Origin of the sequence: Ottowia thiooxydans (genome assembly GCF_040548795.1) — a bacterium.
In the GTDB taxonomy this organism is placed as follows: domain Bacteria; phylum Pseudomonadota; class Gammaproteobacteria; order Burkholderiales; family Burkholderiaceae_C; genus Ottowia; species Ottowia thiooxydans_A.
Genome location: NZ_JBEPSH010000002.1, coordinates 709,368 through 733,235, shown reverse-complemented (window position 1 = coordinate 733,235; position 23,868 = coordinate 709,368). Strand labels below are relative to the sequence as shown.

Here is a 23,868-nt window from a genome sequence, read left to right as displayed (position 1 = left end):
GGGCTGGCTCGCCCTGCGGCGTCTACTTTGTCGCCAGCCTTGACCGTAGATCACTACGGCCTGCGCCTGCCTTCGCGTATCCATCCTCAGGGCGAATCAGCGCGTGGGGGGTTTAATTGATGACACGCCCTAGGCCTGCCCAGACGCCTGGCGGTTTGGAGCCGAGCGGCCCGGCATGAATTTGAAGGCCCCTGGAAGCTGTTTTAAAGCACATTCAGAATGTGTGGTTTAAACGCGATTAAATAAGCACGTTCGTGCTTTTGGTGGTTTTTTCTCTTGATTTAGCGCAAATCTGTCGTAAATGTGAGGTCAGTTACTTCTTCCGGTCACGTAATGTGTTTATCCCGGAGGGGGAAACTTATAAAATAGAACTTTTCTGACAGACGCGGCTCCAATTGTGGAGTTAGCTTTTAAATGTCAGCCCGCGCCGGTGGCGCACATCCATTCCTGCGAGCACCTGCGGCGGGGATAGTTTTGTAAAGACCCCCTTTTTTATGACGCTTCTTTTCGACTCACCGTTGGTCAATGGCGCTCTGGATGTGCTGGCCAATGGCGTGCTTAATCTTGCCTGGTGGCAAGTGTTGCTGGCCGGTTTGTTGATGACGCACATCACCATCGCCAGCGTCACGATTTACCTGCACCGTCACTCTGCTCACCGTTCGCTGGACCTTCATCCTGCGGTTCAGCACTTTTTCCGCTTCTGGCTGTGGATGACCACGGGCATGACCACCAAGGCCTGGACTGCGATTCACCGCAAGCACCACGCCAAGTGTGAGCAGGAAGAAGATCCGCACAGCCCTCAGATTTATGGCCTCAAGAAGGTCATGTGGGAAGGCGCAGAGCTTTATCGCTCTGAAGCCAAAAATCCAGATACCCTGAACCGCTATGGTCACGGCACCCCAGACGATTGGCTGGAGCGCAACGTGTATTTCAAGCACTCTGTGGTCGGCATCAGCTTGATGATGATCATCAACGTCGTTCTATTTGGTGGTTTGGGCATGGCTATCTGGGCGATGCAAATGGCATGGATTCCCTTCTGGGCTGCCGGCGTCGTCAATGGCGTGGGCCACTTCTGGGGTTACCGCAACTTCGAGGCGCAAGACGCCAGCACCAACCTGATTCCTTGGGGCATCATCATTGGTGGTGAAGAGCTGCACAACAACCACCACACTTACCCCACCTCCGCCAAATTCTCGGTCAAACCTTATGAGTTTGACGTGGGCTGGGCCTACATCACCGTTCTGTCCAAATTGGGCCTGGCCAAGGCCAAGAAGACGCCGCCTCGGCTGTCCTACGGTGAAGTTCGCCCCGTGGCTGACGAGAAGACCTTGGAAGCCGTCATTGCCCATCGCTACGAAGTGATGGCTGGGTATGCGGGCCAGATTCGCGATCAGCTCGCCAAGGAAGTGGCTGCACTGAAAGCCGGCGCTGTCGATGCGCAGATCGTCAAGGCCGCCAATCGCTGGCTCCACCGTGACACTGAAAAGGTGCCTGCATCGGCTGCCGAAAAACTGACTCAGGCGCGCGCTGCCTGGCCAGTGCTCGACAAGATGATCACCATGCGCGAAGAATTACGCCAGATCTGGCTGAATACGGGCCGCAACCGTGAGCAACTCACTGGCGATCTGCAAGCCTGGTGCAAGCGCGCCGAAGAAAGCGGTATTGCCAGCCTGCGTGAATTCTCGATGAAACTGCGGGCAGTGCGAGTGGCCTGACCACCTGCGCTATTCCCACTAAAAGCCCGGCATGCCGGGCTTTTGTGTTTTGGAGCGTGCCAGAATCAGGACATGGACAGCTTTGACATCATCATCTTGGGCGCGGGCATGGCGGGGGCTTCATTGGCCTGGCGACTCGTGGGGTCAGGCGCCTCTGTACTTTTGATTGAGCGCGAGGCGCAGCCCGGCTATCACAGCACCGGGCGCTCTGCGGCCCTGTTCATGGAGAGCTACGGCCCGCCCCAGGTGCGGGCGTTGACGCGTGCAAGCCGAAGCTTCTATCTGCATCCACCAGCAGGTTTTGCAGATGTACCCCTGATCCATCCGCGTGGAGCCATGTACGTGGCTATGCACGGTCAGGAAGCGGCCCTGGAAGCCTTGCGTGAGGAGTTGATTGGTGCCTGCCCTGAGCTTCAAAGCCTGGACGCTTCCCAAACGCTGGAAAGGGTGCCCGTCTTGCGCGCTGAGCTTCTGGCCGGTGCCTTATACGATCCAAATGCTCAAGACATGGACGTGCATGCCATCCATCAGGGGTTTTTAAGAGGTGCCAAAGCAGGCGGCGTGTCCCTGCTGTCGGGAAAGGTGCTTACCGGCGCGGCGTACGAGCAGGGTGCCTGGTCTCTGCAGTTTGAAAGCGGAGAACAGCTGCGCGGAACTTGCGTGGTCAATGCTGCTGGCGCATGGGTCGATGAGGTGGCCGTCATGTTGGGGGCCACTCCCATTGGCATAGAGCCTCGCAGGCGCAGCGCGTTCACCTTTCGTTCACCTGAAGGGGTCAATGCCACAGCGTGGCCGGCTGTGATCAGCGTCGCCGAAGATTGGTATCTCAAACCCGACGCAGGTCAGATTCTCGGCTCTCCGGCCAACGCTGACCCTGTTTCCCCTCATGATGTTCAACCTGAAGAGCTGGACATTGCCATGGGAATCCATCGAATCGAAGAAGCCACGCTGCTGAGCATTCGCAGGCCTGCCAGCACCTGGGCAGGGCTTCGCAGCTTCGTGCCTGATGGTGAGATTGTCATTGGTTTCGACGACGTCTGCCCAGGGTTTTTCTGGCTGGCCGGGCAGGGGGGCTATGGAATTCAGAGCGCAGCGGGCGCCAGTCTTTTGGCGGCCAGTCTGGTGCGAGCCAAAGCATTGCCGCAAGAACTGCAGGTGTACGGGGTGGATCCAGCTGCAGTGTCGGTTTCGCGCCTTCGCAAGCGGTAATCAAACGCCGGCCAGCGTGCGCAAGCCGTGAAGGTCCAGAAGATCCAGAACACGCCCAGAACCGCTGATAAGTTGACGCTCTCGCAGGTGGCGCAGCACCCGGGAAAGTGTTTCGGGCGCAATTCCGAGTTGGGCTGCAATGACGCACTTTCGCTGGCGCAGAAGTACGGCCTGCTTGTCAGGCGCCCCCTCGGCTGGCTCCGCATGTCGCAGCAGCCATTCGGCACAGCGGGCTTCAGCATCCTTGGCCAGGCGGCTGATGACCAGTTCGGCTTGCTGCCTGTGGGCGAGGGCGACATCTCGCAAAACGGTCAAGGCAGAAGGCGGTAGTTCTGCCAGAGTGTCTCTGAACAGTTTTACCGGCACTCGTTGCACCAAAACGCTGGTTTCAGCCACGGCGTCAGCCATGGGCGCGAGCCCTAACACCGCGCAACTGGCATTGAGCCAGGAAGGCCCTTCCACCATTCCCATGCGATGCGCCAGCTCACCGCCCTCCACCATGCCGAGCGCAACCCGCCCGGCAGAGAGATAAAGCACTTCGGACGTGTTGGCAGCACGTTGCACCAGCTGGGTGCCCGCGGGTAAGGTGCAGGTTTCTCCCGGCCAGTCAAAAGACCTCAAGTTCAGCATGGCCGAACTTTGACTTGTCATGGGCCAAAGAGCATTGATTCATATCAACTTAAGGCCATGATCCTTCATGCAAGGTGTTCAAGCACGCGGCAGAAGGCCAGGTGCTTTCTACAGCCGTACTCCTGGCTCTTAAGCCAATCCCTGCCTCCGGGCCTCAAACGCTTAGCCAAGCTGGGCCCCAAGGGGTGGGATGGCGTTGAGAGATGTCGGCCGCTCAAGTGTGTACAGTGGCGCGACCGCCTTCAATGGGTCACATTGGATGGCGCATGGTCTCGGAAGCCGAGCGCAAGAAAGGGTTTGCAAGTCGGCATACTATTGGGAATGCCCGATCTGTTTTCACAGGAGCCTTCCGCACCACTGGCTGAAGCCCTTCGTCCCAAGACTTTGGATGAAGTCGTTGGCCAATCCCATCTGCTGGGGGAGGGCAAGCCCTTGCGCCTGGCTTTTCAATCCGGCAAGCCTCATTCCATGATCTTCTGGGGGCCACCCGGGGTGGGCAAGACCACGCTGGCGCGGCTTACGGCAACCGCTTTCAAATGCGAATTCATTGCACTGTCCGCGGTATTTTCAGGGGTGAAGGATATCCGGGCCGCCATGGAGCAAGCCCAGCAGAACCTGGCCATGGGCAAACACACGATCTTGTTTGTGGACGAGATTCACAGGTTCAACAAGTCCCAGCAAGACGCACTTCTTCCCTATGCGGAAAGCGGCCTGGTGACCTTCATCGGGGCCACTACCGAGAACCCGTCTTTCGAAGTGAACTCGGCTTTGCTTTCGCGCGCCCAGGTCTATGTGCTGAAATCGTTGACAGACGAGGAGCTCAAGCTCTTACTGAAGCGTGCTCAAGACATTGCGCTGGGTCACCTGGAGTTTGACGATGTGGCCAGAGACACCATCATCGGCTATGCAGACGGCGACGCCAGGCGTTTCCTGAACCTGCTGGAGCAGACCAGTACAGCAGCCCGAGCTTCAGGCCTGACCCACATTACCGCTGACTTTCTTCAAAATGCCTTGACCTTGAACAGCCGGCGTTTCGACAAGGGCGGAGACAATTTCTACGATCAAATTTCTGCGCTTCACAAGTCTGTTCGAGGTTCGCACCCGGATGCCGCGCTGTATTGGCTCACCCGCATGCTCGACGGCGGAGCAGACCCGCGGTATCTGTCACGCAGGATTGTCCGCATGGCCTGGGAAGACATTGGACTTGCAGACCCCAGGGCCATGCAGATCGCCAATGACGCGGCCTTGACCTTTGAGCGTCTCGGCAGTCCAGAGGGGGAGTTGGCACTGGGCCAGGCCGTGATCTATCTGGCCATTGCTGCCAAAAGCAATGCCGGATACAACGCCTATAACCAGGCCCGAGCTTTCGTCAAACAGGACAAGAGCCGCGAGGTCCCGGTTCACCTGCGCAATGCTCCGACCAAGCTCATGAAAGAGCTGGGCTACGGTCATGAGTACCGCTATGCCCATGACGAACCCAATGCCTACGCGGCCGGGGAAACCTATTTGCCAGACGGCATAGCTGAGCCAGGCTGGTATCAACCTGTCCCGAGAGGCCTGGAGGTGAAGATTGGCGAAAAGCTGGCGCTGCTCAGAAAGTGGGACGATGAAGCCGAAGGTTGAATTGACCCTCAAAGGGTCCTAAGCGAGGCAAGCGGGGGCTAGCTGCGGCAAGAGATTTGGAGCGGCGGGGGTGCCTTCTTGTATCTGGGCGCCAGGTAAAAGACTCGCTTCAACTTTGGGAGGTATCGATGCTGCCCGAATAGGTCCAAGTCCTCTGGTGCCATTCAGAAGGCAGCATTCCAAAACGGGCTCGGAACAACTTGCTGAAGCCTGATTGGTCGGAGAAGCCGCAGCGCCATGCAAGAGCTCCCACGTGAAGGCGAGGGGTCTTCTCAAGCAAGCCTTTGGCGCGTTGCAAACGTATTTCCCGCAGTACGCCCATGACAGTCTCGTTGCGGGCGGCAAACGCTGCGTAAAGGCGTGTACGAGAACAGTTCGCACCGTGCGCAACAGCCGCCGCGTCGAGGTCATGGCGGTGCGCTTCCTGTTCCATAAAGCGCAGTGCCGCAGTTCGCCTGCCTGCATCCAGGTCCTGGTCTTCCCGGCCCGCATCCACTTTCAGACCATTGCGGCCAAGGTTGCGCAGCATCAGTAGTGCCAATGACCTGGTGTTTTCCAACAGGTCCGCGAATTCCTCGGTGTCCAGGCTTTGCGGCTGGCGCATCAGAAGAGTGAGGTGATTGAATTGGCTGGTCAGTACTGGAGCCAGTGCGCCGCGTTCCAGCCCAATTGGCAAGGGGTCTGGATCACATCCCAGCGCCAGAAGGACGTCACTGCGCGGCAGCGCCAGGAATGCCTCGCGAGAGTTATGGTCCCAGCGGTAGCTGCCCATCTTGCGAGGATCATAGAGGCCAAGGCTCCCCGCGCCGATGCGCTGTTCTTGCCCGGGCGCCCCATTGTGCAAGACCTCACCCGTTTGAACCAGGGTGAGTATGACCATATCCGGCGCGTGGGTCAGGCGATGGGGAGCAGCTCGCGTTTCATACGCAGAAGAGCGCATCGACCCAAAAAAGCTGTTGGCACCACGCAGCATGCGCAACTCTGCGTCCAGCGCCGCATCGGGCGCCGGGGGCAGCATCTCCACCCACTGGTGCGCACGCTCACGCCACGAATCGAATCGAACCTGAGGTTCGGCGTCGTGGGAGGAGATGCATTCCAGTATGCAAGGGGGCAAATCAGAGGCCGGCATGGTGCCCATAGTAGTGAAAGGCATGATATTTGCAAGCAATGTCTCACATGCAAAGCGTGGGCCCCAAAACAGTGCTTTGCCGCGTTTACCCGATATACCTATGAGTAGCGAAAGGATCCAATGAGTTCCACTTCGTGTTTTTTTTTCACACCCGCGAGGGAAAACCCTCGCGATAAGCGCCATTTTCGGCACTCTCTGTCAAATCCTCTCAGCTAGAATTTTTTTTCATGAAGGGTGCCAAGGTGTCCTTGAGTAAGTAGGCGGGCGCTACCCACAAGGTAGCCATACCTTTTGATCGAAAACAAAACCGGCCCCGGCGATCTCGGTGGCACAGGAGAAAACCTTCATGGATATTTTGCTTCAGCAGATCATCAATGGTCTGGTGCTGGGCAGCATGTATGCCTTGATCGCACTGGGTTACACCATGGTGTACGGCATCATTCAGCTTATCAACTTCGCTCACGGCGAAGTGCTGATGGTCGGGGCTCTGACCGCCTGGACCTGCATCGGCATCATGCAATCGCACATGTCAGGTGTACCTGGGTGGGTCATGCTCATACTGGCCATGCTCATCGCATGTGCTGTGGCGGCGGTGCTTAATTTCGTCATAGAAAAAATTGCCTACAGGCGATTGCGCAACAGTCCGAGGCTCGCTCCGCTCATCACCGCTATCGGCATGTCGATCTTGCTGCAGACCTTGGCCATGATCATCTGGAAACCCAACTACAAGCCGTTTCCAACGCTACTTCCTACAGAACCGTTTCTCATCGGCGGGGCCGTGATCACCTGGACGCAGATCATGGTCTTGAGCGTGACAGCGGTATCGCTGGCCATTCTGATGTGGGTTGTTCACTACACCAAACTGGGCCGGGCGATGCGGGCCACGGCAGAGAACCCCCGCGTTGCCGGGCTGATGGGCGTCAAGCCAGACATGGTGATTTCCGCCACATTCATCATCGGCGCCATATTGGCAGCCATCGCAGGGGTGATGTATGCCTCCAACTACGGCACGGTGCAGCACACCATGGGATTCCTGCCCGGGCTCAAAGCCTTCACGGCAGCGGTGTTTGGTGGCATTGGCAATCTGGCAGGGGCGGTCATCGGCGGGCTGCTTCTCGGGCTGATAGAGGCCATTGGCTCCGGTTATCTCGGAGTGCTCACGGGCGGGTTGCTGGGTAGCCATTACACGGACATCTTCGCGTTCGTCGTGCTCATCATCATCCTGACCTTGCGCCCATCCGGACTGCTGGGCGAGCGCGTGGCTGACAGGGCGTGATGGAGGCCACCATGACTCAAAAGAACAAGATCATCGCCTTCATCATCTGTGGCATAGCCATCCTCGTGCTGCCGCTTTTCCTGCAGCAGTTTGGCAATGCCTGGGTGCGCATTCTGGATCTCGCCCTGTTGTACGTGTTGCTGGCACTGGGGCTGAACATTGTCGTGGGTTACGCTGGCTTGCTCGATCTGGGGTATGTGGCGTTCTTTGCGGTGGGGGCCTACCTCTATGCCTTGCTGGCTTCGCCCCATCTGACTTCGACTTTCCCTGCTATTGCCGCCATGTTCCCCAATGGGTTTCACACCTCGCTATGGATGGTGATACCGGTGGCGCTCTTACTGGCTGCGGGAGTGGGGGTTTTGCTGGGCGTGCCGGTGCTGAAACTGCGTGGCGATTACCTGGCCATCGTGACCTTGGGATTCGGGGAAATCATCCGTATCTTCCTCAACAACCTTGACCACCCCTACAACATCACCAACGGCCCCAAAGGAGTGAGCCAGATCGATTCGGTGAAGTTCTTCGGGCTCGATCTGGGCAGGCCGCTCACCATAGGCGGGTTTGAGATCGCCTCGGTCACCTTGTACTACTACCTGTTCCTGATGCTGGTGATTTTTACCATCATCGTGTGTTACCGACTGCAGAGCTCGCGCATTGGCCGCGCCTGGATGGCTATCCGCGAAGATGAGATCGCTGCCAAGGCGATGGGGGTGAACACCCGAAATCTGAAATTGCTGGCATTCGGTATGGGCGCCTCGTTCGGAGGCATGTCAGGCGCCATGTTTGCGGCGTTCCAGGGGTTTGTGTCGCCTGAATCATTCAGCCTGATGGAATCCGTCATGATCGTTGCCATGGTGGTGCTGGGAGGTTTGGGCCACTTGCCTGGTGTGGTGCTGGGAGCGTTGTTGCTGGCGGCACTTCCAGAAGTTTTGCGTTATGTGGCCGGACCGTTGCAAGGCATGACTGGCGGCCGGCTGGACGCCTCCATCTTGCGCCAATTGCTGATTGCGCTGGCCATGATCATCATCATGCTGCTGCGTCCACGGGGTTTGTGGCCTACGCCCGAGCATGGGCGGGTACGAAAGACGGCCGCGGATGACGGCCTGGCGCAGCCTACATCTGCCCAGCAAGACCCGCCTGGCATCGAGTTTCCCGGCGACGCAGTGCCTGGCAATGTGGAAAACCGCCAATTCCCTGTCAATCCTTAAAGATCATGAGTACAGACATCGTTCTCAAAGTACAGGGCGTCTCCAAGCGTTTTGGAGGCCTGCAGGCACTATCTGACGTGGGCATCACCATAGAGCGTGGCCAGATCTACGGTCTGATCGGCCCCAATGGTGCTGGCAAGACCACATTCTTCAACGTGTTGACGGGGCTCTACACCCCGGACAGCGGCAGCTTCGAGTTGGCGGGCAAGTCCTATAAACCCAGTGCAGTGCATCAGGTGGCCAAGGCGGGCATAGCGCGCACATTCCAGAACATCCGGCTGTTCGCTGAGATGACAGCGCTTGAAAACGTCATGGTCGGAAGGCATGTGCGAACGCGCTCCGGCCTGTTCGGTGCCATATTCCGCACCGGAAGCTTCAAGTCCGAAGAGGCGGCCATCGAGAAGCGCGCAAGGGAACTGCTTGACTACGTGGGCATTGGGAAATACGCAGACTACAAATCCCGAACCCTGTCCTACGGAGACCAGCGACGTCTGGAGATTGCCCGGGCTCTGGCCACCGATCCGCAGCTGATTGCACTCGATGAGCCAGCGGCCGGTATGAACGCCACCGAGAAAGTCATGTTGCGCGAGCTGATTGACCGCATCCGCAAGGACAACCGCACCATCCTGCTCATAGAGCATGACGTGAAGCTGGTCATGGGCTTGTGCAACCGCGTGACTGTTCTGGACTACGGTAAGCCCATTGCAGAGGGCACACCGTACGACGTGCAGAAAAACGCAAAAGTGATTGAAGCGTATCTAGGCACGGAAAGCCATTGATGAAAAGACCTGTTTCTGGACCCTTAAAACCGGACGTCGGCACTTCTGGATTGGATTTCTGATATGGCACAAACATTACTCAAGGTGTCCGGCCTGAAGGTGGCCTATGGCGGCATTCAGGCCGTCAAAGGTGTGGACTTCGAAGTGCGCGAAGGTGAACTGGTCTCTTTGATCGGCTCCAACGGTGCGGGCAAGACCACGACCATGAAGGCCATTACCGGTACGCTCCCTATCAACTCGGGCGATATCGAATACATGGGACGCAGCATCAAGGGTCGAGGCCCCTGGGACCTGGTCAAGGAAGGCTTGGCCATGGTTCCTGAAGGGCGTGGCGTCTTCACCCGTATGAGCATCACAGAAAATCTGATGATGGGCGCGTACATACGCAACGACAAGGCAGTCATTGCAGAGGATATAGAGAAGATCTTCACCATCTTTCCTCGTCTTCGCGAGCGCAAGGATCAACTGGCAGGCACCATGTCCGGTGGCGAGCAACAGATGCTCGCCATGGGCCGGGCCTTGATGAGCCGGCCCAAGTTGTTGCTGCTGGACGAACCCTCCATGGGCCTATCTCCCATCATGGTGGACAAGGTGTTTGAGGTCGTCCGGGACGTCTACGCCCAAGGGGTGACCATCCTGCTCGTTGAGCAAAACGCCAGCCGCGCGCTGGCACTGGCTGACCGTGGTTACGTCATGGAATCGGGCCTGATCAACATGTCTGGTGCTGGTAGAGATCTTTTGAGCGACCCGAAAGTGCGTGCTGCGTATCTGGGGGAATAAGCGCCCCGAGCCGTGGCACTCAATCCTCGCTCACCGCACAACGTGAGCGTGTTTGGCGCGTCGGTTTAAACCTGGCTCAGGAATTGATCGTGCCCAGCCACGCGAACCACAGAGCGCATGTCCGCACCTATCCGCCTGGATTCAACCCATTCGAAGGCAACGCCTTGCGCAAGTTCGGTCAACGGCCCCAGCGCTGCAATGCCTGCACCTTCACCCAGCAAGATGGGGGCCTGATAGAGCAGCAACTCATCTACCAGCTTGGCGCGCAGAAGTGATCCATTGAGCTTGTAGCCCGCTTCTACGTGCAATTCATTGATTTCGCGTGTTCCCAGATCGCGCAGCATGGCTTGCAGCTCGACTTTGCCGTTGGCGTCCGGCAACCTGATGACTTGCGCACCCTTATCGAGCAAGGCGTTCCCAAGGGCGGCATCGGAGCTGGCGGTGTAGATGAGGATACGCCGAGTGGTGGCATTCCAGAGCTGAGCAGTCAGCGGCGTTTCAAGCCGGCTGTCTACGATGACCAGATCGGGTTGCCTGGTCACGCTGGCCATACTGTTAAGACGGACATCCAGCCTGGGGTCGTCTTCGAGCACCGTGCCAATACCCGTCAAGATGGCGCTTGCGCGCGCACGCCAGGCGTGACCGTCCTCACGCGCAGCTGGTGAGGTGATCCATTGGCTGGTGCCATTCGGCAGTGCAGTGAGGCCATCCAATGACGTAGCCGCCTTCATGCGAACCCATGGAATACCCCGCACCATGCGGCTGAAAAATCCAATGTTCAGTTCACGTGCTTGCAGTGCGCCCTGTCCGACTTCCACATCGACGCCAGCCGCGCGCAGGCGCGCGAAGCCCTGGCCTCCCACCTTGGGATTGGGGTCTTGCATGGAAGCAACCACACGCTTGACGCCCGCTGCAATCAACGCGTCGCAACAAGGCCCCGTACGACCATGGTGTGAGCAGGGCTCCAGCGTGACATAGGCAGTGCAGCCCGCCACCGCCAGGCCTTTGGCTGCAGCATCTCGCAAAGCCATGACTTCCGCATGCGCCTGACCTACCGGCTGCGTGAGGCCTTCCCCCAGTACGGCACCGTTGGGGCTGATCAGCACGCAACCTACGGCAGGATTAGGAGGGCAATTCAGCCGTGCGCGCTCGGCCAACTCCAGTGCCTGCGCCATGGCAGCGTCAAGAGAATGTGCGGCAGGGTGCATGAGGTGAAATCCTTCGAATAATCAAAAATAGTAGCATGAGGTAACGCTCCGTGGCGAGCTTGCGGCTTCGACGACAATAGCAGCATGTCTTTCAAACCAGAACCTGCGCCAGGTGATGCGCAGGCGCCGCACACAGGAGTGCTGCTTTGCAACCTCGGTACGCCCGATGAGCCCACTCCATCCGCCGTCCGGCGCTACCTAGCCGAATTTCTGAGTGACCCCCGCGTGGTCGAGATTCCTCCTCTGGTATGGAAGCCCATACTTTATGGTGCCATCCTGCCTACTCGCCCATCCAAATCGGCTGAAAAGTACCGCAAGATCTGGATGCCAGAAGGTTCTCCTCTCGCATTTTGGACGGCCCGGCAGGCGGTCATGCTCCGGGGCTACCTGGGCGAGCGTGGTCACCGCGTCACTGTCAGGCACGCCATGCGCTATGGCAACCCGTCCATGGCTTCCATGCTGGATGAGCTGAAGGCACAAGGCTGCACCCGGGTGCTGGTCGTGCCGCTCTACCCTCAGTATGCAGGCTCGACCACTGGCAGCGTCTTTGATGCTGTGGGTGCATGGGCGCGCCAGGTGAGGCATGTGCCGGAGTTCCACTTCATCAACCGCTTCCATGACGATCCAGGCTACATTCGCGCCCTTGCGCGCCAGGTCAGCAACTACTGGATGAGTCATGGCCGCCCCAACAAGCTGATCATGAGCTTTCACGGTGTGCCTGAGCGATCGATCAAACTGGGCGACCCTTATCAGGCGCAATGTCTGGAAACGGCTCGCTTGCTGGCCGAGCGGCTGGCGCTCAAAAGCGACGATTTTGAGGTTTGCTTCCAATCCCGCTTCGGCAAAGCCAAGTGGCTGGAGCCTTATACAGATCAAACGCTGCAGCGGCTGGCGCAACAGGGCGTTGGACGCGTGGACGTCGTTTGCCCGGGCTTCGTATGCGATTGCCTGGAAACGCTGGAAGAAATCGCCATTGAGGGCAAGGAAACTTTCCTTCACGCTGGCGGGCAGGAGTTTCACTACATCCCTTGCTTGAATGACAACGCGGCCTGGATGGTCGCGCTATCGGAATTGGTTCAAGAAAGGCTCTGACCTTACTGCCTCTACCTTTGTGTGACGTGGGGCAGGGCTGGCCATCCGGGGGCCGGCCATCCGGGGGTTGTGTTTACTCCCTCTCCCTCTAGGGAGAGGGCGGGGCGGGGCCGGCCAACCGGTGAGGGCAAGCGGCGGTTGATTGAACGCTGCGATAACTAATTGCCTTCTGCTCTTGCACTAATGTCGGAGGCCGGGGAGTGCGCCCGGCAGCGCAGCCACCTTCTTTTGCTCCGCCAAAAGAACCTGGCGCAAGAAAAGGCGGCCCCACTGTCCGTGTCCCTTCGCTTCGCTACGGGCAACCTCCGGTGCTCATGCCCAAGGCGGTGCGGCAGAACTCGCGACGTTCGCTTCGCTCTCTCTGCTCAAACAGCTGCCGCAAGCTAGTTCACGAAGCAAGAGCATCTTGCAGTGCTCTTGCCCGCCCTGGGCACTGCGCTCCTCGGCACGGCCAAAGGGGTGGGATACCTCACTCGGGCCATCGCTTCGCTCGGCCCTCGAGCCCTCGAGCTGCTAATGAGTTTGTGCGGCCTCAATAAACTTGCTGACCAGTTCAAGCTGAAACGGTACGTTCAGCGCAGGCGCATGTCCGCAGTCTGGGACCTCCACCATCTGCAAAAGCCCCTGACTTCCCGGCCCGCGCCTTGTCATCTCATCAGCGGTTTCGCGCAGCACCAGATCCGAGTCGGCTCCTCGCAGCAGCAAGACCGGAATTCGCAAGGCGTCGTAGTGCTGCCAGATCAAATAGTCCTCGGGGTGGTGCACGAACTGGCCTGTCATGGCGGGATCGTAGTGAGGGGTTACACGGCCGTCGGGCATGCGGCGGGTAGAGGTCTCGGTCAAGCGGCGCCACTGCGTATCCGTCAGGAATCCATAGGGCTTATAGGCTGCCCTGAAGAAGGCCTCCAGTTCGGCGATCGTGGAGAACTGAGGGGGATTGCCAGCGTATTGCTTGATGCGTTCAATGGCGGACTGCGCCAGTTGAGGTGCGTTGTCGTTGAGCACCAGGCTTTGAATGCGCGCTTTCAATTCGGGCTCAAAAAAGCCTGATGCACCCACTGTGCCGATAGCACCACCCATCGAGGTGCCAACCCAGTGGCAACGCTCAATGCCCAATTGCACCAACAGCTCACGGGCCAGACGGGCATAAAAAGCCAGACAGTATTCGTCCTTGGGGTTGGATGCCCATTGCGACAGCCCACGTCCTATGGTGTCAGGGCATATCACGCGAAAGCCACGAGCCGAAAGGTGTTCTGCCAGCTCGTCCATGTCTCGCCCGGTGCGCGCCAGGCCGTGCCATGCGATCACCGTGCCGCGTGCGGCTCCCACGGGCTGCCAATCGGTGTAATGGATCTCGCGGCCCGCGCAGGTGAGGTATTGGGAAGAGAAGCTCATGACGGTTTATGAAGGCTGGTGGCACGGGCGCGCAGCTTGCCCACCACGCCGGTGGGGAAGTAATAGACGGAAAGCACGAACAACACCCCCAGCCAGAGCAGCCAGCGGTCCGGAGAAAGCAGGGAGGGCAGAAGCGGAATGCCAGCGGCAGCATCGCTTCCTACGCGCAAAAGGTCTTGCAGGTAGCTCTGCGCCACCACGAACAGAACGGAGCCAATCACCGCACCATAAACCGTGCCCATGCCACCGATCACTACGATTAGCAGCACGTCCATCATGATCTCGAAGCTGAGCGAGGTGTCAGGGCCGTTGTAGCGCAGCCAGATGGCCAGCATGCAGCCCGCGAGCGTCGCAAACAGGGCAGAGAGCACGGATGAAAGCGTGCGGTAAACGACCACGCGATAACCAATGGCCTCAGCGCGGAACTCGTTTTCCCGGATGGCTTGAAGCACTCTCCCGAACGGCGAGTTGACGATGCGCAGCAAGACCAGCACCAGTACCACGCAGGCCACAAAGAGCAGGTAGTAGCTAAGCAGGCGGCCATCGAGAGAGGCCCCTAGAAACGGCTCTTCGCTGAATTCGAACGAAGGCGAGAGAAGCTCTGGAAGCTTGAATGTCAAGCCGTCTTCACCGCCTGTGAATTCAGAAAGCTGAGAGGCCAGGGTCTGGAAAGCAGCGGCCACCGCAAGCGTGATCATGGCAAAGAAGATGGCCCTCACTCGCAAGGAGAAGAGCCCGACCGCAAGTGACAGCAGCAACGACAGTACAAGCGCTCCCGCCACACCCACAGCCAAGGCACTCCAGGTAGGACCCATGCGCGTGGTTGCAATGGCGATGCCGTACGCTCCAATGCCGAAGAACATCGTATGCGCAAAGCTGACGATGCCGGTGTAGCCCAACAGCAGATCGAAGCCCACCACCAGTACGATGAATACGAGTATTTTGGCAGCTACGTTGAGGGCTTTCACGCCTGGGAAAATGAACGGCGCAAAGGCCAATCCGGCAACGATGGCGATGAGGATCAGCGCGAGCAGCTTGCTGCGCGGTAGATCATGAGACAGTAGACGGCTCAGCATGACGAGGTGTCCTGGTCGGTCAAGGGTTGCAAGGGTTCAACCTGGAAATAGCACGGGTATGGGCGGGCGGTCATGTGCGGTTTCCAGTTTCATCGGTTGGTGACCGGATAGACGCCCTGGGGGCGCCACAGCAAGATAGCGACCATCAGTGCAATGTTGGAAAACAGCGCCACCTTGGGCGCCAGAAATCCGGTGTAGTTGGCCATCAAGCCCACTAGAAGGGCGCCAATCAGCGCGCCGCCGGTCGAACCCAGTCCGCCAATGATGATCACGATGAAGATGAGCACATTGACCTGTGCGCCCATCTGAGGGACGACGCTTTGTTGATAAAGCCCCCACATCACACCGCCAAGCCCGGCCAGTGCACTCCCGGCGACGAATACACCCACAAACAGGCGTCGAATCCGGTAGCCAAGCGATTCCACCATCTCCCGGTCTTGCACGCCTGCGCGAATGAGCAGGCCGACTTTTGTCCGAGAAAGCGTCCATGCCAGCAAGGCAAACACGGCCAAGCCCACGATCACTGCGACCACACGGTACTTTTCAACGGCCGCTTCCCCGATGAGCCAGGAGCCTTGCATACCGGTTGGAAGCGGCAGCGGTATCTGCTGAGGCCCCCAGATGACTTTGATCAACTCCTCGCCGATGATCATGCCACCCATGGTGATCAGGATCTGCTTCAGGTGCTGGCCATACACAGGCCGCACAATAAAGCGCTCGAACGCCAGACCAATGGCCCCGGCCACGAGCATGGCGATGAGCATGGCTGGCAGCACGGCCATGAGGTTGCGCCAGATGTCCCCCGAACCAGTCCAGTCGCCCATCAGTCCGAGAACAGAGGTGGCCACAAAGGCACCCAGTGCTATGAAGACGCCATGCCCGAAATTGAGCACGTCCATGAGGCCGAAGACCAGCGTGAGGCCAGAGGCAATGATGAAGATGATCATGCCCATCGCCAGGCCTGCTACGGTCAATGTGAGCCACGTGGAAGGCGAACCCACCAGGGGAAGTGCCAGCACGGCCAGCACTGGAACCAGCAAAAGGGGTTTGAAGTCGATGTCGCGCATATTCATAGTGACAACCCCAGAAGCGATTGCTGCAAAGCTTCGTCCTGAGACAACGCCTGCATGCTGCCGGCGTGCACTACACGGCCGTTGTCCATGACGGCGACTGTGTCTCCCAGGCGTTTGGCAAAGTTGATGTTCTGCTCCACCAGCAGGATCGTCACACCACTTTGTTTGAGCTGCTGAAACGCTTCAATCATGTTGTTGATGATGCTGGGCGCCAAGCCCTTGCTGGGCTCATCGACGATCAGCAATTCGCGGGGTTCGACAATCGCCCGGCTGACTGCCAGCATCTGCTTTTGTCCGCCAGAGAGCTTTCCGGCCGGGTGGTTCCAGAATTTTTCAACGGCGGGAAAGAGCTTGAAGATCCATTGCAGGCGCTGCTCATCCATCTGTGCAGCGCTGCGGGCGTTGCGGGCGGCCAGCAACATGTTTTCCTTCACTGTCAGATCGGCAAAAATTCCCATGTTCTCCGGCACATAGGCAATGCCAAGATGCGCTATCTGTGGTGTTCGTTGGCTGGTAATGTCTTTCCCGCCAAAACTGATACGGCCTTGCGAGGCCTGCCACAAGCCCATGATGGTGCGCAACGTGGTGGTCTTGCCCGCGCCATTGCGCCCCAGCAGCATGGTGAGTTGGCCGCGAGGCACGACCAGGTCCACGCCATGCAGAATGTGATAGGCCCCAATGTGAGTGTGAACGCCTTCAAGGGTAAGGAGGTTGTCGCTCATGCCGAGGCTCCTTGATGAGGCGTGTGCGGATGTGACAGTGGCTTTTCATCTTCCTTGCTCACCCCCAGATAAGCTTCCTGCACCACGGGGGAGGCAATCACTTCCGCAGGGTCCCCATCTGCGACCAGGGTGCCATTGGTCAGAACGATGATGCGGTCAGCCAGTTCACGCACCACGTCCATCTTGTGTTCAACCAGCAAGATGGTCTTGGTTCGATCTTTCTTGAGTTCACGAATGAGGTTCAAGATGACAGGCGCTTCATCGTGGCTCATGCCAGCGGTGGGCTCGTCGAACATATAGACCTTGGGGTCCAGCGCCATCAGCAGCGCCACTTCCAGCTTGCGCTGATCGCCGTGCGGCAAGCTCGCTACCGGCATGTGCTGTTTGTCAGCCATGGCTACGGATTCCAGCAGTGCAAGCGCGCGCCGCGTCAGTTCGGTATGGTCGCTCCAGATCCGAAAGAGGCTCAGGCCGACGTTTTCAACGGCCTGCACTGCCAGGCGCACGTTCTCCAGCACGCTTAGATTGGGAAACAGGTTGGTGAGCTGAAACGCGCGCCCCAGGCCTGCCTTGGTACGGGCAGAAGGAGAAAGTCCGGACAGCTCCTGCCCGCCCAGGTACACGCTGCCTGAACTGGCCTTGAGCTGGCCTGAAATCAAGTTGAAGTACGTGGTCTTGCCGGCCCCATTGGGGCCGACGATGGCTGTGAGCGTACCCGGCTCAAAGCGGCACGTGACCGCATTGACGGCCACATGGCCGCCAAAGCGGATGGTGAGGTCTCGGGTTTCAAGCATGCGTGAATTCAGCGTTGAACTTTGGACGTGAGGGAGCCCTCTCCGACAACGGGGAGAAAGCAAAGGGGCCGCAAGATTGCGAGCGAGTCAGGGTAACTTGGGGTGCTCGCAAATATCACCAGGCGTAGATGAGTGATCTCAATCGGGCAACGACCGGAACTGCTTTCCAGTCGCTGCCCACGCCCCTCAGGTCACGCCTTGGTGGGAGTCGATCAGCGTTTGTTCCTGATGGGAACGTTCATCTCTTCAGGCTTGATCTCGCGCACCAGTTCAGGCACGCCCCATGCGAATGCGGGGTCGTGCTTGATCTTGAAGTGGTACATGCTCTGCATGGCTTGATGGTCTTCCTTGCGGAAAGTCATCTTGCCTTTGGGCGTGTCGAAGCTCATGCCTTCCATGGTGTTGATGAGCTTGTTGGTATTGGTGTCCCCGCCGGTCTTTTTCAGAGCCGTCACGATGGCCATGGCGGCGGAGAACCCACCTGCAGTGAAGAAATCAGGAGGTGTCTTGTACGCTTTGTAATGGGCGGCCACCATGGCTTCGTTCACGGGGTTTTTCGGAATGCCGAAATAATAGTAGGTGGCCCCTTCCATGCCGGGGAAGTTTTTGTAGGCAGCCATGGCTGGCAAGATGTTGCCACCAGTGAACACGTCAATGTCGTAGCGCTTTTTCAGATCCTGCGCGGCAAGGGCGTTGAAGGGCGGCACGCCTCCGGCCCAGATGACCTCAATGGCCTTGCGGCCGGGCTTGCCTTTAAGTGAATCAACCACGCGTTGGATGCCCGCTGTGAAATCTGTGGTGTTCTGGGGCAGGTACTCTTCATGGATGATCTTGGCATTCTTCAGGGAGTCCTTGAAAGCCTTCACGCCGTCACGCCCGAACGCGTAGTCCTGAGCCAGGGTCGCCACAGAAACACCTTCCTTGTCCATGGCCACCGCATTGCTGATGGCATCCTGGCTGGAGTTACGGCCAGTACGGAAGATGTATTTGTTCCACTTATCGCCGGTGATGGAGTCCGCCACGGCAGGTTCGACCAGCAGGATTTTTTTGTACTCTTCAGCCACTGGGAGCATGGCCAGCGCCACGCCCGAAGAGGTGGGACCGACAGCCAAATCCACCTTGTCATCTGCGTAGGCCGCAGCCAAGAGGCTTTTGCCAAGATCTGGCTTGCCCTGGTCGTCTTTTTCCAGCACGGTGATCTTCTTGCCGTTCACCGTCATGGTGCCACCGGTGGCGTATTCCAACCCCATCATCAATCCCGCCTGGGTTTGTTTGCCATAGGCTTCCAAGGGCCCTGTCTTGCTATAGACGTGTGCGATTTTGATGGTGCCCGATTGTGCAAGGACCGGGGCGGAGGCGGCAGTCAGCGAGGCCACCATGGCCAGAGAAATGATGTTACGGCGCTTCATGAGATTGTCTCCTGAGAAAAACGAACACGATGCAAGCGATAACGCATATGGCGTGCCAGATCGTAAATTGTTGATTTTCCTTGTATTTTTATTTTTTTCTACTCGGATCTTCTAGGATTGTCTGATAAATAGGCAAAAACAATGTCTAATAAAAATACAATTGTCTGAAAAAAGATCAGGGTTGTCCCTGCTTTTGGTCCAGGCGTTCATAGAGCTTTGCGCGCGATATCCCCAGCAGGCGGGCGGTGGCCAGCTTGTTGCCTCCCGTGGATTTCATGGCTGCCGCGATAGCCCGTTGCTCAAGCTCACTGACCTGTTCCAACAAGGGGCGCAGCAGAGCGCCAGCGTCCGGTGGTGAAGGCAGCGGAGGCAAGGCGGGCTGCACATGAGCCAACCCTGAGTCTCGCAACACCGCTTCCATCAGATCGGCGTCAATTCGGTCCGAATCATCACGCAGGGCCGCTTGCTCAAGCACATTGCGCAACTCACGGATATTGCCTCGCCACGCTTGAGCTGCCAGCAAGGCGAGGGCACTCTCGGTCAATTCAGGAGGAGGCGTTCCCCGGTGGCTCATGTCTTCGCCCAGGGCTTCGACCAAAGCCGGTATGTCTCCACGCCGCTCGCGCAAAGGGGGCACTCGAATGGGCAATACGTTCAGCCGGTAATACAAGTCCTCACGAAAGGTCCCTGCCGCTACCAGGGCCGACAAATCACGGCTGGTTGCGGCAATGAGCCGCGCATCGAAAGGCACCAATTGATTACTGCCTAGAGGTTCAATTTCACCCTCTTGCAGCGCACGCAAAAGTTTGGCCTGCAAACTGAGCGGCATGTCGCCTATTTCGTCCAGAAACAGCGTGCCCCCATCTGCCAGCTTGAACTTGCCGACCCTGCCTTTTCGCTCCGCGCCGGTATACGCCCCTGCTGCGACGCCGAAGAACTCGGCCTCCAGCAAGGTGTCGGGAACCGCCGCGATATTGACGCTGACCAGCGGACCTTCGGCGCGCGCAGATGCCGCGTGAATGGCATGTGCCAGCAGCTCTTTGCCGGTACCGGTCTCGCCCAGCAGAAGCACCGGGCTGCGCGATTGCGCCGCGCGTCTGGCTTGCCGCTTGACTTCCACCGCCGCGGGGCTGGCACCGATAAAGCTCGCAAATGTATAGCGCGATTGTCTTTCCGCGCGGGGTCCGGCCCCCCTTTGCGCCGCCAGTTCACGGCGTGCATCATCCAGGTCTTGTTGCAGGCGCGCGAACTTGGCAATCAGTGGTTGCAGATTGGTGGTGGGCTGGTCAAACAGGACAATGCCCAAAACCCCAATGACTTCACCCGCCTCGTCGCGCAGCGGTATGCGGCTGACCACAAAGGTGCCTGCGCGGTTGGTGAGCAAGTCAATCAAGATGGGGCGCCCGGTACTCAGCACCTGGTCCATCTGCGTGTTCTGCACCACGCTGGAGACCGCCCTGCCAATGAACTCCTGTTCGCTGGCGAAACCAAGCGCAGGCAGGAAACGCCGGTATTGGTCGTTGATCCAGACCACCCGCGCATTGCGGTCGACCAGGATCATGCCTTCACTGGCACCGGCGAATAAGTCGAACATGGAGCGGGCCGCCAGCTCCAGAATACTGGCGGCGTCGCGGGGCAGGCCGGAATCGATCGGGGCAGCAGCGGAGAGCATCAGGTCAATTGTCTTCCCAGGAACTCGCCACCATCCATTTCATTGGTGCCCGGCGAATCAAGTATGTCGGCCTGGGCCAACGGGGCCACCGTGCGCACAAAATCAACCGATTTCAAGCAGCTCTGCTGATCTGTGAATCCTTGGCCACAAGTAGCCATGACCTGACCGTCTGCTGCGCGCAGTTGCCACTGCCAAGCTCCTTGTGAATCCATGAAGATCTTGAATACAGGTGTCATGACGGTCTCCGTTGGTAAGCCCATCACGGCATCGTACCCCTTCAGCGAAAAAGACAGCCGATTTGTTTTATACCCGGGCTAAATAATTAATCCGGGTACAATGGAGCCATGATGAATAATGATCCTAGTAGCTCGGACGAGCTCACCTACACGGCGTTTGCTGCCGGAAAGCAACTGGCCCATGGCTCTCTGGCGGACATAGCGCAGGCGCTTTCGGCCTTGGATCTTGGCGATGCCTCCGTTTTGGTGTTCAACGATCTCACGTGTGAGCCCGTTGATACGCCGCCCTCCGAAGATCAATTGGCGAAGATGTCCGCGAGCGCTTTGCGCGTCATGCCTGGTTCACTGGAGCCCGCTCCTGCGCCGGCCGTGGGACGCCCTCGATTGGGAGTTGTCGCGCGTGAAGTCACTTTGCTGCCTCGCCATTGGCAGTGGTTGTCTGCACAGCAGGGTGGGGCGTCTGCGGCGCTTCGCCGCCTGGTCGATGAAGCGCGGCGCACGCACGCTGATCGAGACATGCAGCGAGCCGCCACGGAGAGGGCCTACCGTTTCATGAGCGCCATAGCAGGTCATGAAGCAGGCTTTGAAGAGGCCTCGCGTGCGCTTTTTGCGTATGACGAAGCCAGCTTTCTCACCCATACCGATTCATGGCCGCCTGACGTCCGCAAACACCTCCTGTCCTTGACCCGGAACGCTTTCAAAAACGAGGCCCGTCCATGAATTCACCTCGGCAAAATGCCAGCACGGGTCCAGGCTCGTCGCGCTCTCTATCTTCAGGGCGCCCGTTGTGGCGTACCTACCTTGCCTTCCTGGGCCCTATGGTCCTGGCCAACATCCTTCAGTCGCTCTCTGGAAGCATCAACGGCGTCTACATCGGGCAGATGTTGGGCACCCAGGCGTTGGCTGCCGTCGCCGGCATGTTTCCCGTGGTATTTTTCTTTATCGCGCTGGTGATCGGCATTGGGGCAGGCGCGTCGGTACTCATCGGGCAGGCCTGGGGCGCTCGCGAAGTTGAAAAAGTGAAAGCGATTGCCGGTACCGCGCTCTCGCTGGGTGCATTGATCGGGATTGTCGGGGCGATTCTGGGCAGCATTTTTACGCGTCCGGCGCTGGCGGCACTCGGCACGCCAGTGGAGGTATTGAATGATGCAGTGGCTTATGCGCGGGTGCTCATGTTCAGCTTGCCGCTCTTGCTGGTGTTCATTCTCTACACCCAACTGCTGCGCGGTGTGGGCGACACCGTCACGCCTTTGTACGCGCTGCTGCTTTCCACAGGCATAGGTTTGATCCTGACCCCCGCCTTGATCCGTGGCTGGGGCGGCTTGCCTCAACTGGGGGTAGTGAGCGCCGCTGTTGCAGGGCTTGTATCTTTCATGGTGTCGTTGGGGTTTTTGTACTTTTACCTGCTGCGGCGCCGCCATGCACTTGCGCCCGATGCAGAGTTGCTGCGCGCCCTGCGCATAGACCCCACCTTGCTCAAGGCGGTGCTTCGAATCGGCGTTCCTACAGGCGTTCAGATGGTGACCATCTCTGCTGCTGAGCTGGCCATCTTGAGCCTGGTGAATCATTACGGGTCTTCAGCCACTGCAGCGTACGGAGCGGTCAACCAGGTGGTCAACTACGTGCAGTTTCCCGCGCTTTCCATTGCCATCACGGCGTCGATTCTGGGCGCTCAGGCGATCGGAGCAGGGCGTCCTGAACTGCTTGGCAAGATTGTGCGAACAGGCTTGGTGATGAATCTGGCGGTCACGGGGACCCTGGTCCTGATCGGCTACGCGCTTGCACACTGGGTGCTTGGCTTTTTCCTCACGGAAAAGCCCGTACTTGAGATGGCCGCACACCTGCTGCGCATCATGCTCTGGAGCAGTCTCGTGTTCGGAATGCAGGCGGTGATCGCAGGGATCATGCGTGCCAGCGGCACCGTAGTCGTGCCGGTGGCCATCGCAGTCGGATGCATCTTGCTGGTGCAGTTACCTGCGGCCAACCTGCTCAGCGCGCGTTATGGGCTGGAAGGGGTGTGGATGGCTTATCCGGTGGTGTTTGTTGCGATGTTGGTATTGCAAAGTGCTTTCTACCTGCTGGTGTGGCGACACAAGAAGGTCACTCGGCTCGTGTGATTTCGGCTTCCGATCTTGCTGCTGCAGCTGGCCCTGCCAGTTTCCGTAAGGGCCCAGGACCTGTGAAGTCTCCATCTCCCCTCGAGGAGAGGGCCAGGATGCGCGCATGCAGCGGTGGATCGAGTCCATCTTGACCTCACCCCGAGCAGGCCTTTTTTTGGAACCATACGGCAATCGATGTGACTCATTGTCCATAGATCACCTGATTTCCAAGGATAGCCGTGCTCCGATTCAATCCAAACGCCAACGCTCCCGCAGAGGGGCAGGCACCGCCGCAAGATCGAGTTGCTAACCCTGCGCCTGCCTTTCTTCAGGCTATGCTTGCCCCACAACCTTTAGCCATAGGTCCAGGCCAGGAGCGAGCAGCCATTCAGGCTGACCGCATGCATGCTATGGACGCGTTTGCGAGGAACGCACCAGCGCAGGCTGGCGCGGCGTGGCCTCTCGCGCAAGTTCGCCCGCCAGACCTGCAATTGGAGCAAGCTCAGCCGCGCGCGCGTCGGCCGCCACCAGGCCCTCTGGCACATCTCCATCCCGCCAATCAATGGGTACAACTTGGGCAGCCCGGGGGGATGGGGAACATGAACGGTGCTATGAACGTCCCGCTCATGGCATTTCCGCCTGTCCAGCAGGTTGGAATTCTGAACATACTCCCGCTGGCAAACGAGCAGGCCTTTCGCGGCCCCAACCAAATAGATCCTATTTTCGAGCAAAGGGGAGTCGCACCG

General features: G+C 58.6%; 21 protein-coding genes. 10 read left to right on the top strand and 11 right to left on the bottom strand.

Going from position 1 to position 23,868, the window contains the following annotated elements; translation table 11 throughout:
- Window positions 1-494 precede the first annotated feature (494 nt).
- Both ABIE13_RS06950 and ABIE13_RS06945 read left to right on the top strand, forming a co-directional pair.
- Window positions 495-1,715, top strand: coding sequence for a DesA family fatty acid desaturase (locus tag ABIE13_RS06950; protein ID WP_354442334.1), 1,221 nt, complete (start codon window positions 495-497; stop codon window positions 1,713-1,715).
- Window positions 1,716-1,787: 72 nt separating this feature from the next.
- Window positions 1,788-2,924 carry an NAD(P)/FAD-dependent oxidoreductase gene (locus ABIE13_RS06945; RefSeq protein WP_354442332.1) on the top strand — a complete coding sequence of 379 codons (1,137 nt, stop codon included), beginning with the start codon at window positions 1,788-1,790 and terminating at the stop codon, window positions 2,922-2,924.
- Here ABIE13_RS06945 and ABIE13_RS06940 read toward each other — a convergent pair whose 3' ends face one another.
- Window positions 2,925-3,575 (bottom strand): Crp/Fnr family transcriptional regulator, encoded by a 651-nt coding sequence (locus ABIE13_RS06940; protein WP_354442330.1) that lies wholly within the window; start codon window positions 3,573-3,575, stop codon window positions 2,925-2,927. It lies immediately after the preceding gene.
- A gap of 300 nt (window positions 3,576-3,875) precedes the next feature.
- On the opposite strand from ABIE13_RS06940, the gene ABIE13_RS06935 reads away from it, so the two are divergent.
- Window positions 3,876-5,177, top strand: a complete 1,302-nt coding sequence (locus ABIE13_RS06935; protein ID WP_354442372.1) for a replication-associated recombination protein A — start codon at window positions 3,876-3,878, stop codon at window positions 5,175-5,177.
- A 109-nt stretch (window positions 5,178-5,286) separates the two neighbouring features.
- On the opposite strand, the gene ABIE13_RS06930 is transcribed toward ABIE13_RS06935, so the two are convergent.
- On the bottom strand, window positions 5,287-6,330 hold the full coding sequence (locus ABIE13_RS06930) for a helix-turn-helix transcriptional regulator (protein WP_354442328.1): 1,044 nt from the start codon (window positions 6,328-6,330) through the stop codon (window positions 5,287-5,289).
- Between the two features lie 322 nt (window positions 6,331-6,652).
- Between ABIE13_RS06930 and ABIE13_RS06925 the strand changes: the two genes are divergently transcribed.
- The 4 genes from ABIE13_RS06925 to ABIE13_RS06910 all read left to right on the top strand — a co-directional run bounded on the left by ABIE13_RS06925 (window position 6,653) and on the right by ABIE13_RS06910 (window position 10,346).
- Window positions 6,653-7,582: a branched-chain amino acid ABC transporter permease gene (locus ABIE13_RS06925; protein ID WP_354442326.1), complete on the top strand. Its 930-nt coding sequence runs from the start codon at window positions 6,653-6,655 to the stop codon at window positions 7,580-7,582.
- A gap of 11 nt (window positions 7,583-7,593) precedes the next feature.
- Window positions 7,594-8,787, top strand: coding sequence for an ABC transporter permease subunit (locus tag ABIE13_RS06920; protein WP_354442324.1), 1,194 nt, complete (start codon window positions 7,594-7,596; stop codon window positions 8,785-8,787).
- A gap of 5 nt (window positions 8,788-8,792) precedes the next feature.
- On the top strand, window positions 8,793-9,566 hold the full coding sequence (locus ABIE13_RS06915; RefSeq protein ID WP_354442322.1) for an ABC transporter ATP-binding protein: 774 nt from the start codon (window positions 8,793-8,795) through the stop codon (window positions 9,564-9,566).
- A gap of 63 nt (window positions 9,567-9,629) precedes the next feature.
- Window positions 9,630-10,346: an ABC transporter ATP-binding protein gene (locus tag ABIE13_RS06910; RefSeq protein WP_354442320.1), complete on the top strand. Its 717-nt coding sequence runs from the start codon at window positions 9,630-9,632 to the stop codon at window positions 10,344-10,346.
- 65 nt (window positions 10,347-10,411) lie between these two features.
- Here ABIE13_RS06910 and ribD read toward each other — a convergent pair whose 3' ends face one another.
- Window positions 10,412-11,554, bottom strand: a complete 1,143-nt coding sequence (ribD, locus tag ABIE13_RS06905) for a bifunctional diaminohydroxyphosphoribosylaminopyrimidine deaminase/5-amino-6-(5-phosphoribosylamino)uracil reductase RibD (protein ID WP_354442318.1) — start codon at window positions 11,552-11,554, stop codon at window positions 10,412-10,414.
- Between the two features lie 84 nt (window positions 11,555-11,638).
- On the opposite strand from ribD, the gene hemH reads away from it, so the two are divergent.
- Window positions 11,639-12,646 (top strand): ferrochelatase, encoded by a 1,008-nt coding sequence (gene hemH / locus ABIE13_RS06900; RefSeq protein ID WP_354442316.1) that lies wholly within the window; start codon window positions 11,639-11,641, stop codon window positions 12,644-12,646.
- 513 nt (window positions 12,647-13,159) lie between these two features.
- Here hemH and ABIE13_RS06895 read toward each other — a convergent pair.
- The 8 genes from ABIE13_RS06895 to ABIE13_RS06860 all read right to left on the bottom strand — a co-directional run bounded on the left by ABIE13_RS06895 (window position 13,160) and on the right by ABIE13_RS06860 (window position 21,023).
- The gene (locus ABIE13_RS06895) at window positions 13,160-14,041 is read right to left on the bottom strand and encodes an alpha/beta fold hydrolase (protein ID WP_354442315.1); all 882 of its coding nucleotides are present in this window, start codon (window positions 14,039-14,041) and stop codon (window positions 13,160-13,162) included.
- The gene (locus tag ABIE13_RS06890) at window positions 14,038-15,117 is read right to left on the bottom strand and encodes a branched-chain amino acid ABC transporter permease (RefSeq protein ID WP_354442313.1); all 1,080 of its coding nucleotides are present in this window, start codon (window positions 15,115-15,117) and stop codon (window positions 14,038-14,040) included. Before ABIE13_RS06890 ends, ABIE13_RS06895 begins: the two co-directional genes overlap by 4 nt.
- An 89-nt stretch (window positions 15,118-15,206) precedes the next feature.
- The gene (locus ABIE13_RS06885; RefSeq protein WP_354442312.1) at window positions 15,207-16,190 is read right to left on the bottom strand and encodes a branched-chain amino acid ABC transporter permease; all 984 of its coding nucleotides are present in this window, start codon (window positions 16,188-16,190) and stop codon (window positions 15,207-15,209) included.
- Window positions 16,187-16,912, bottom strand: a complete 726-nt coding sequence (locus ABIE13_RS06880; RefSeq protein ID WP_354442310.1) for an ABC transporter ATP-binding protein — start codon at window positions 16,910-16,912, stop codon at window positions 16,187-16,189. Before ABIE13_RS06880 ends, ABIE13_RS06885 begins: the two co-directional genes overlap by 4 nt.
- Window positions 16,909-17,706, bottom strand: coding sequence for an ABC transporter ATP-binding protein (locus ABIE13_RS06875; protein ID WP_354442308.1), 798 nt, complete (start codon window positions 17,704-17,706; stop codon window positions 16,909-16,911). The genes ABIE13_RS06880 and ABIE13_RS06875 overlap by 4 nt, the downstream gene beginning before the upstream one ends.
- 212 nt (window positions 17,707-17,918) lie before the next feature.
- Window positions 17,919-19,115: a substrate-binding domain-containing protein gene (locus tag ABIE13_RS06870; RefSeq protein ID WP_354442307.1), complete on the bottom strand. Its 1,197-nt coding sequence runs from the start codon at window positions 19,113-19,115 to the stop codon at window positions 17,919-17,921.
- A gap of 175 nt (window positions 19,116-19,290) precedes the next feature.
- A complete protein-coding gene (locus tag ABIE13_RS06865) occupies window positions 19,291-20,787 on the bottom strand; it encodes a sigma-54 interaction domain-containing protein (RefSeq protein ID WP_354442306.1) in 1,497 nt (498 codons plus the stop codon).
- Window positions 20,787-21,023: a YegP family protein gene (locus ABIE13_RS06860; protein WP_354442304.1), complete on the bottom strand. Its 237-nt coding sequence runs from the start codon at window positions 21,021-21,023 to the stop codon at window positions 20,787-20,789. Before ABIE13_RS06860 ends, ABIE13_RS06865 begins: the two co-directional genes overlap by 1 nt.
- A 108-nt stretch (window positions 21,024-21,131) precedes the next feature.
- On the opposite strand from ABIE13_RS06860, the gene ABIE13_RS06855 reads away from it, so the two are divergent.
- Window positions 21,132-21,743: a DUF2239 family protein gene (locus ABIE13_RS06855; RefSeq protein ID WP_354442303.1), complete on the top strand. Its 612-nt coding sequence runs from the start codon at window positions 21,132-21,134 to the stop codon at window positions 21,741-21,743.
- Window positions 21,740-23,140, top strand: a complete 1,401-nt coding sequence (locus ABIE13_RS06850) for an MATE family efflux transporter (protein WP_354442302.1) — start codon at window positions 21,740-21,742, stop codon at window positions 23,138-23,140. The genes ABIE13_RS06855 and ABIE13_RS06850 overlap by 4 nt, the downstream gene beginning before the upstream one ends.
- Window positions 23,141-23,868 lie beyond the last annotated feature (728 nt).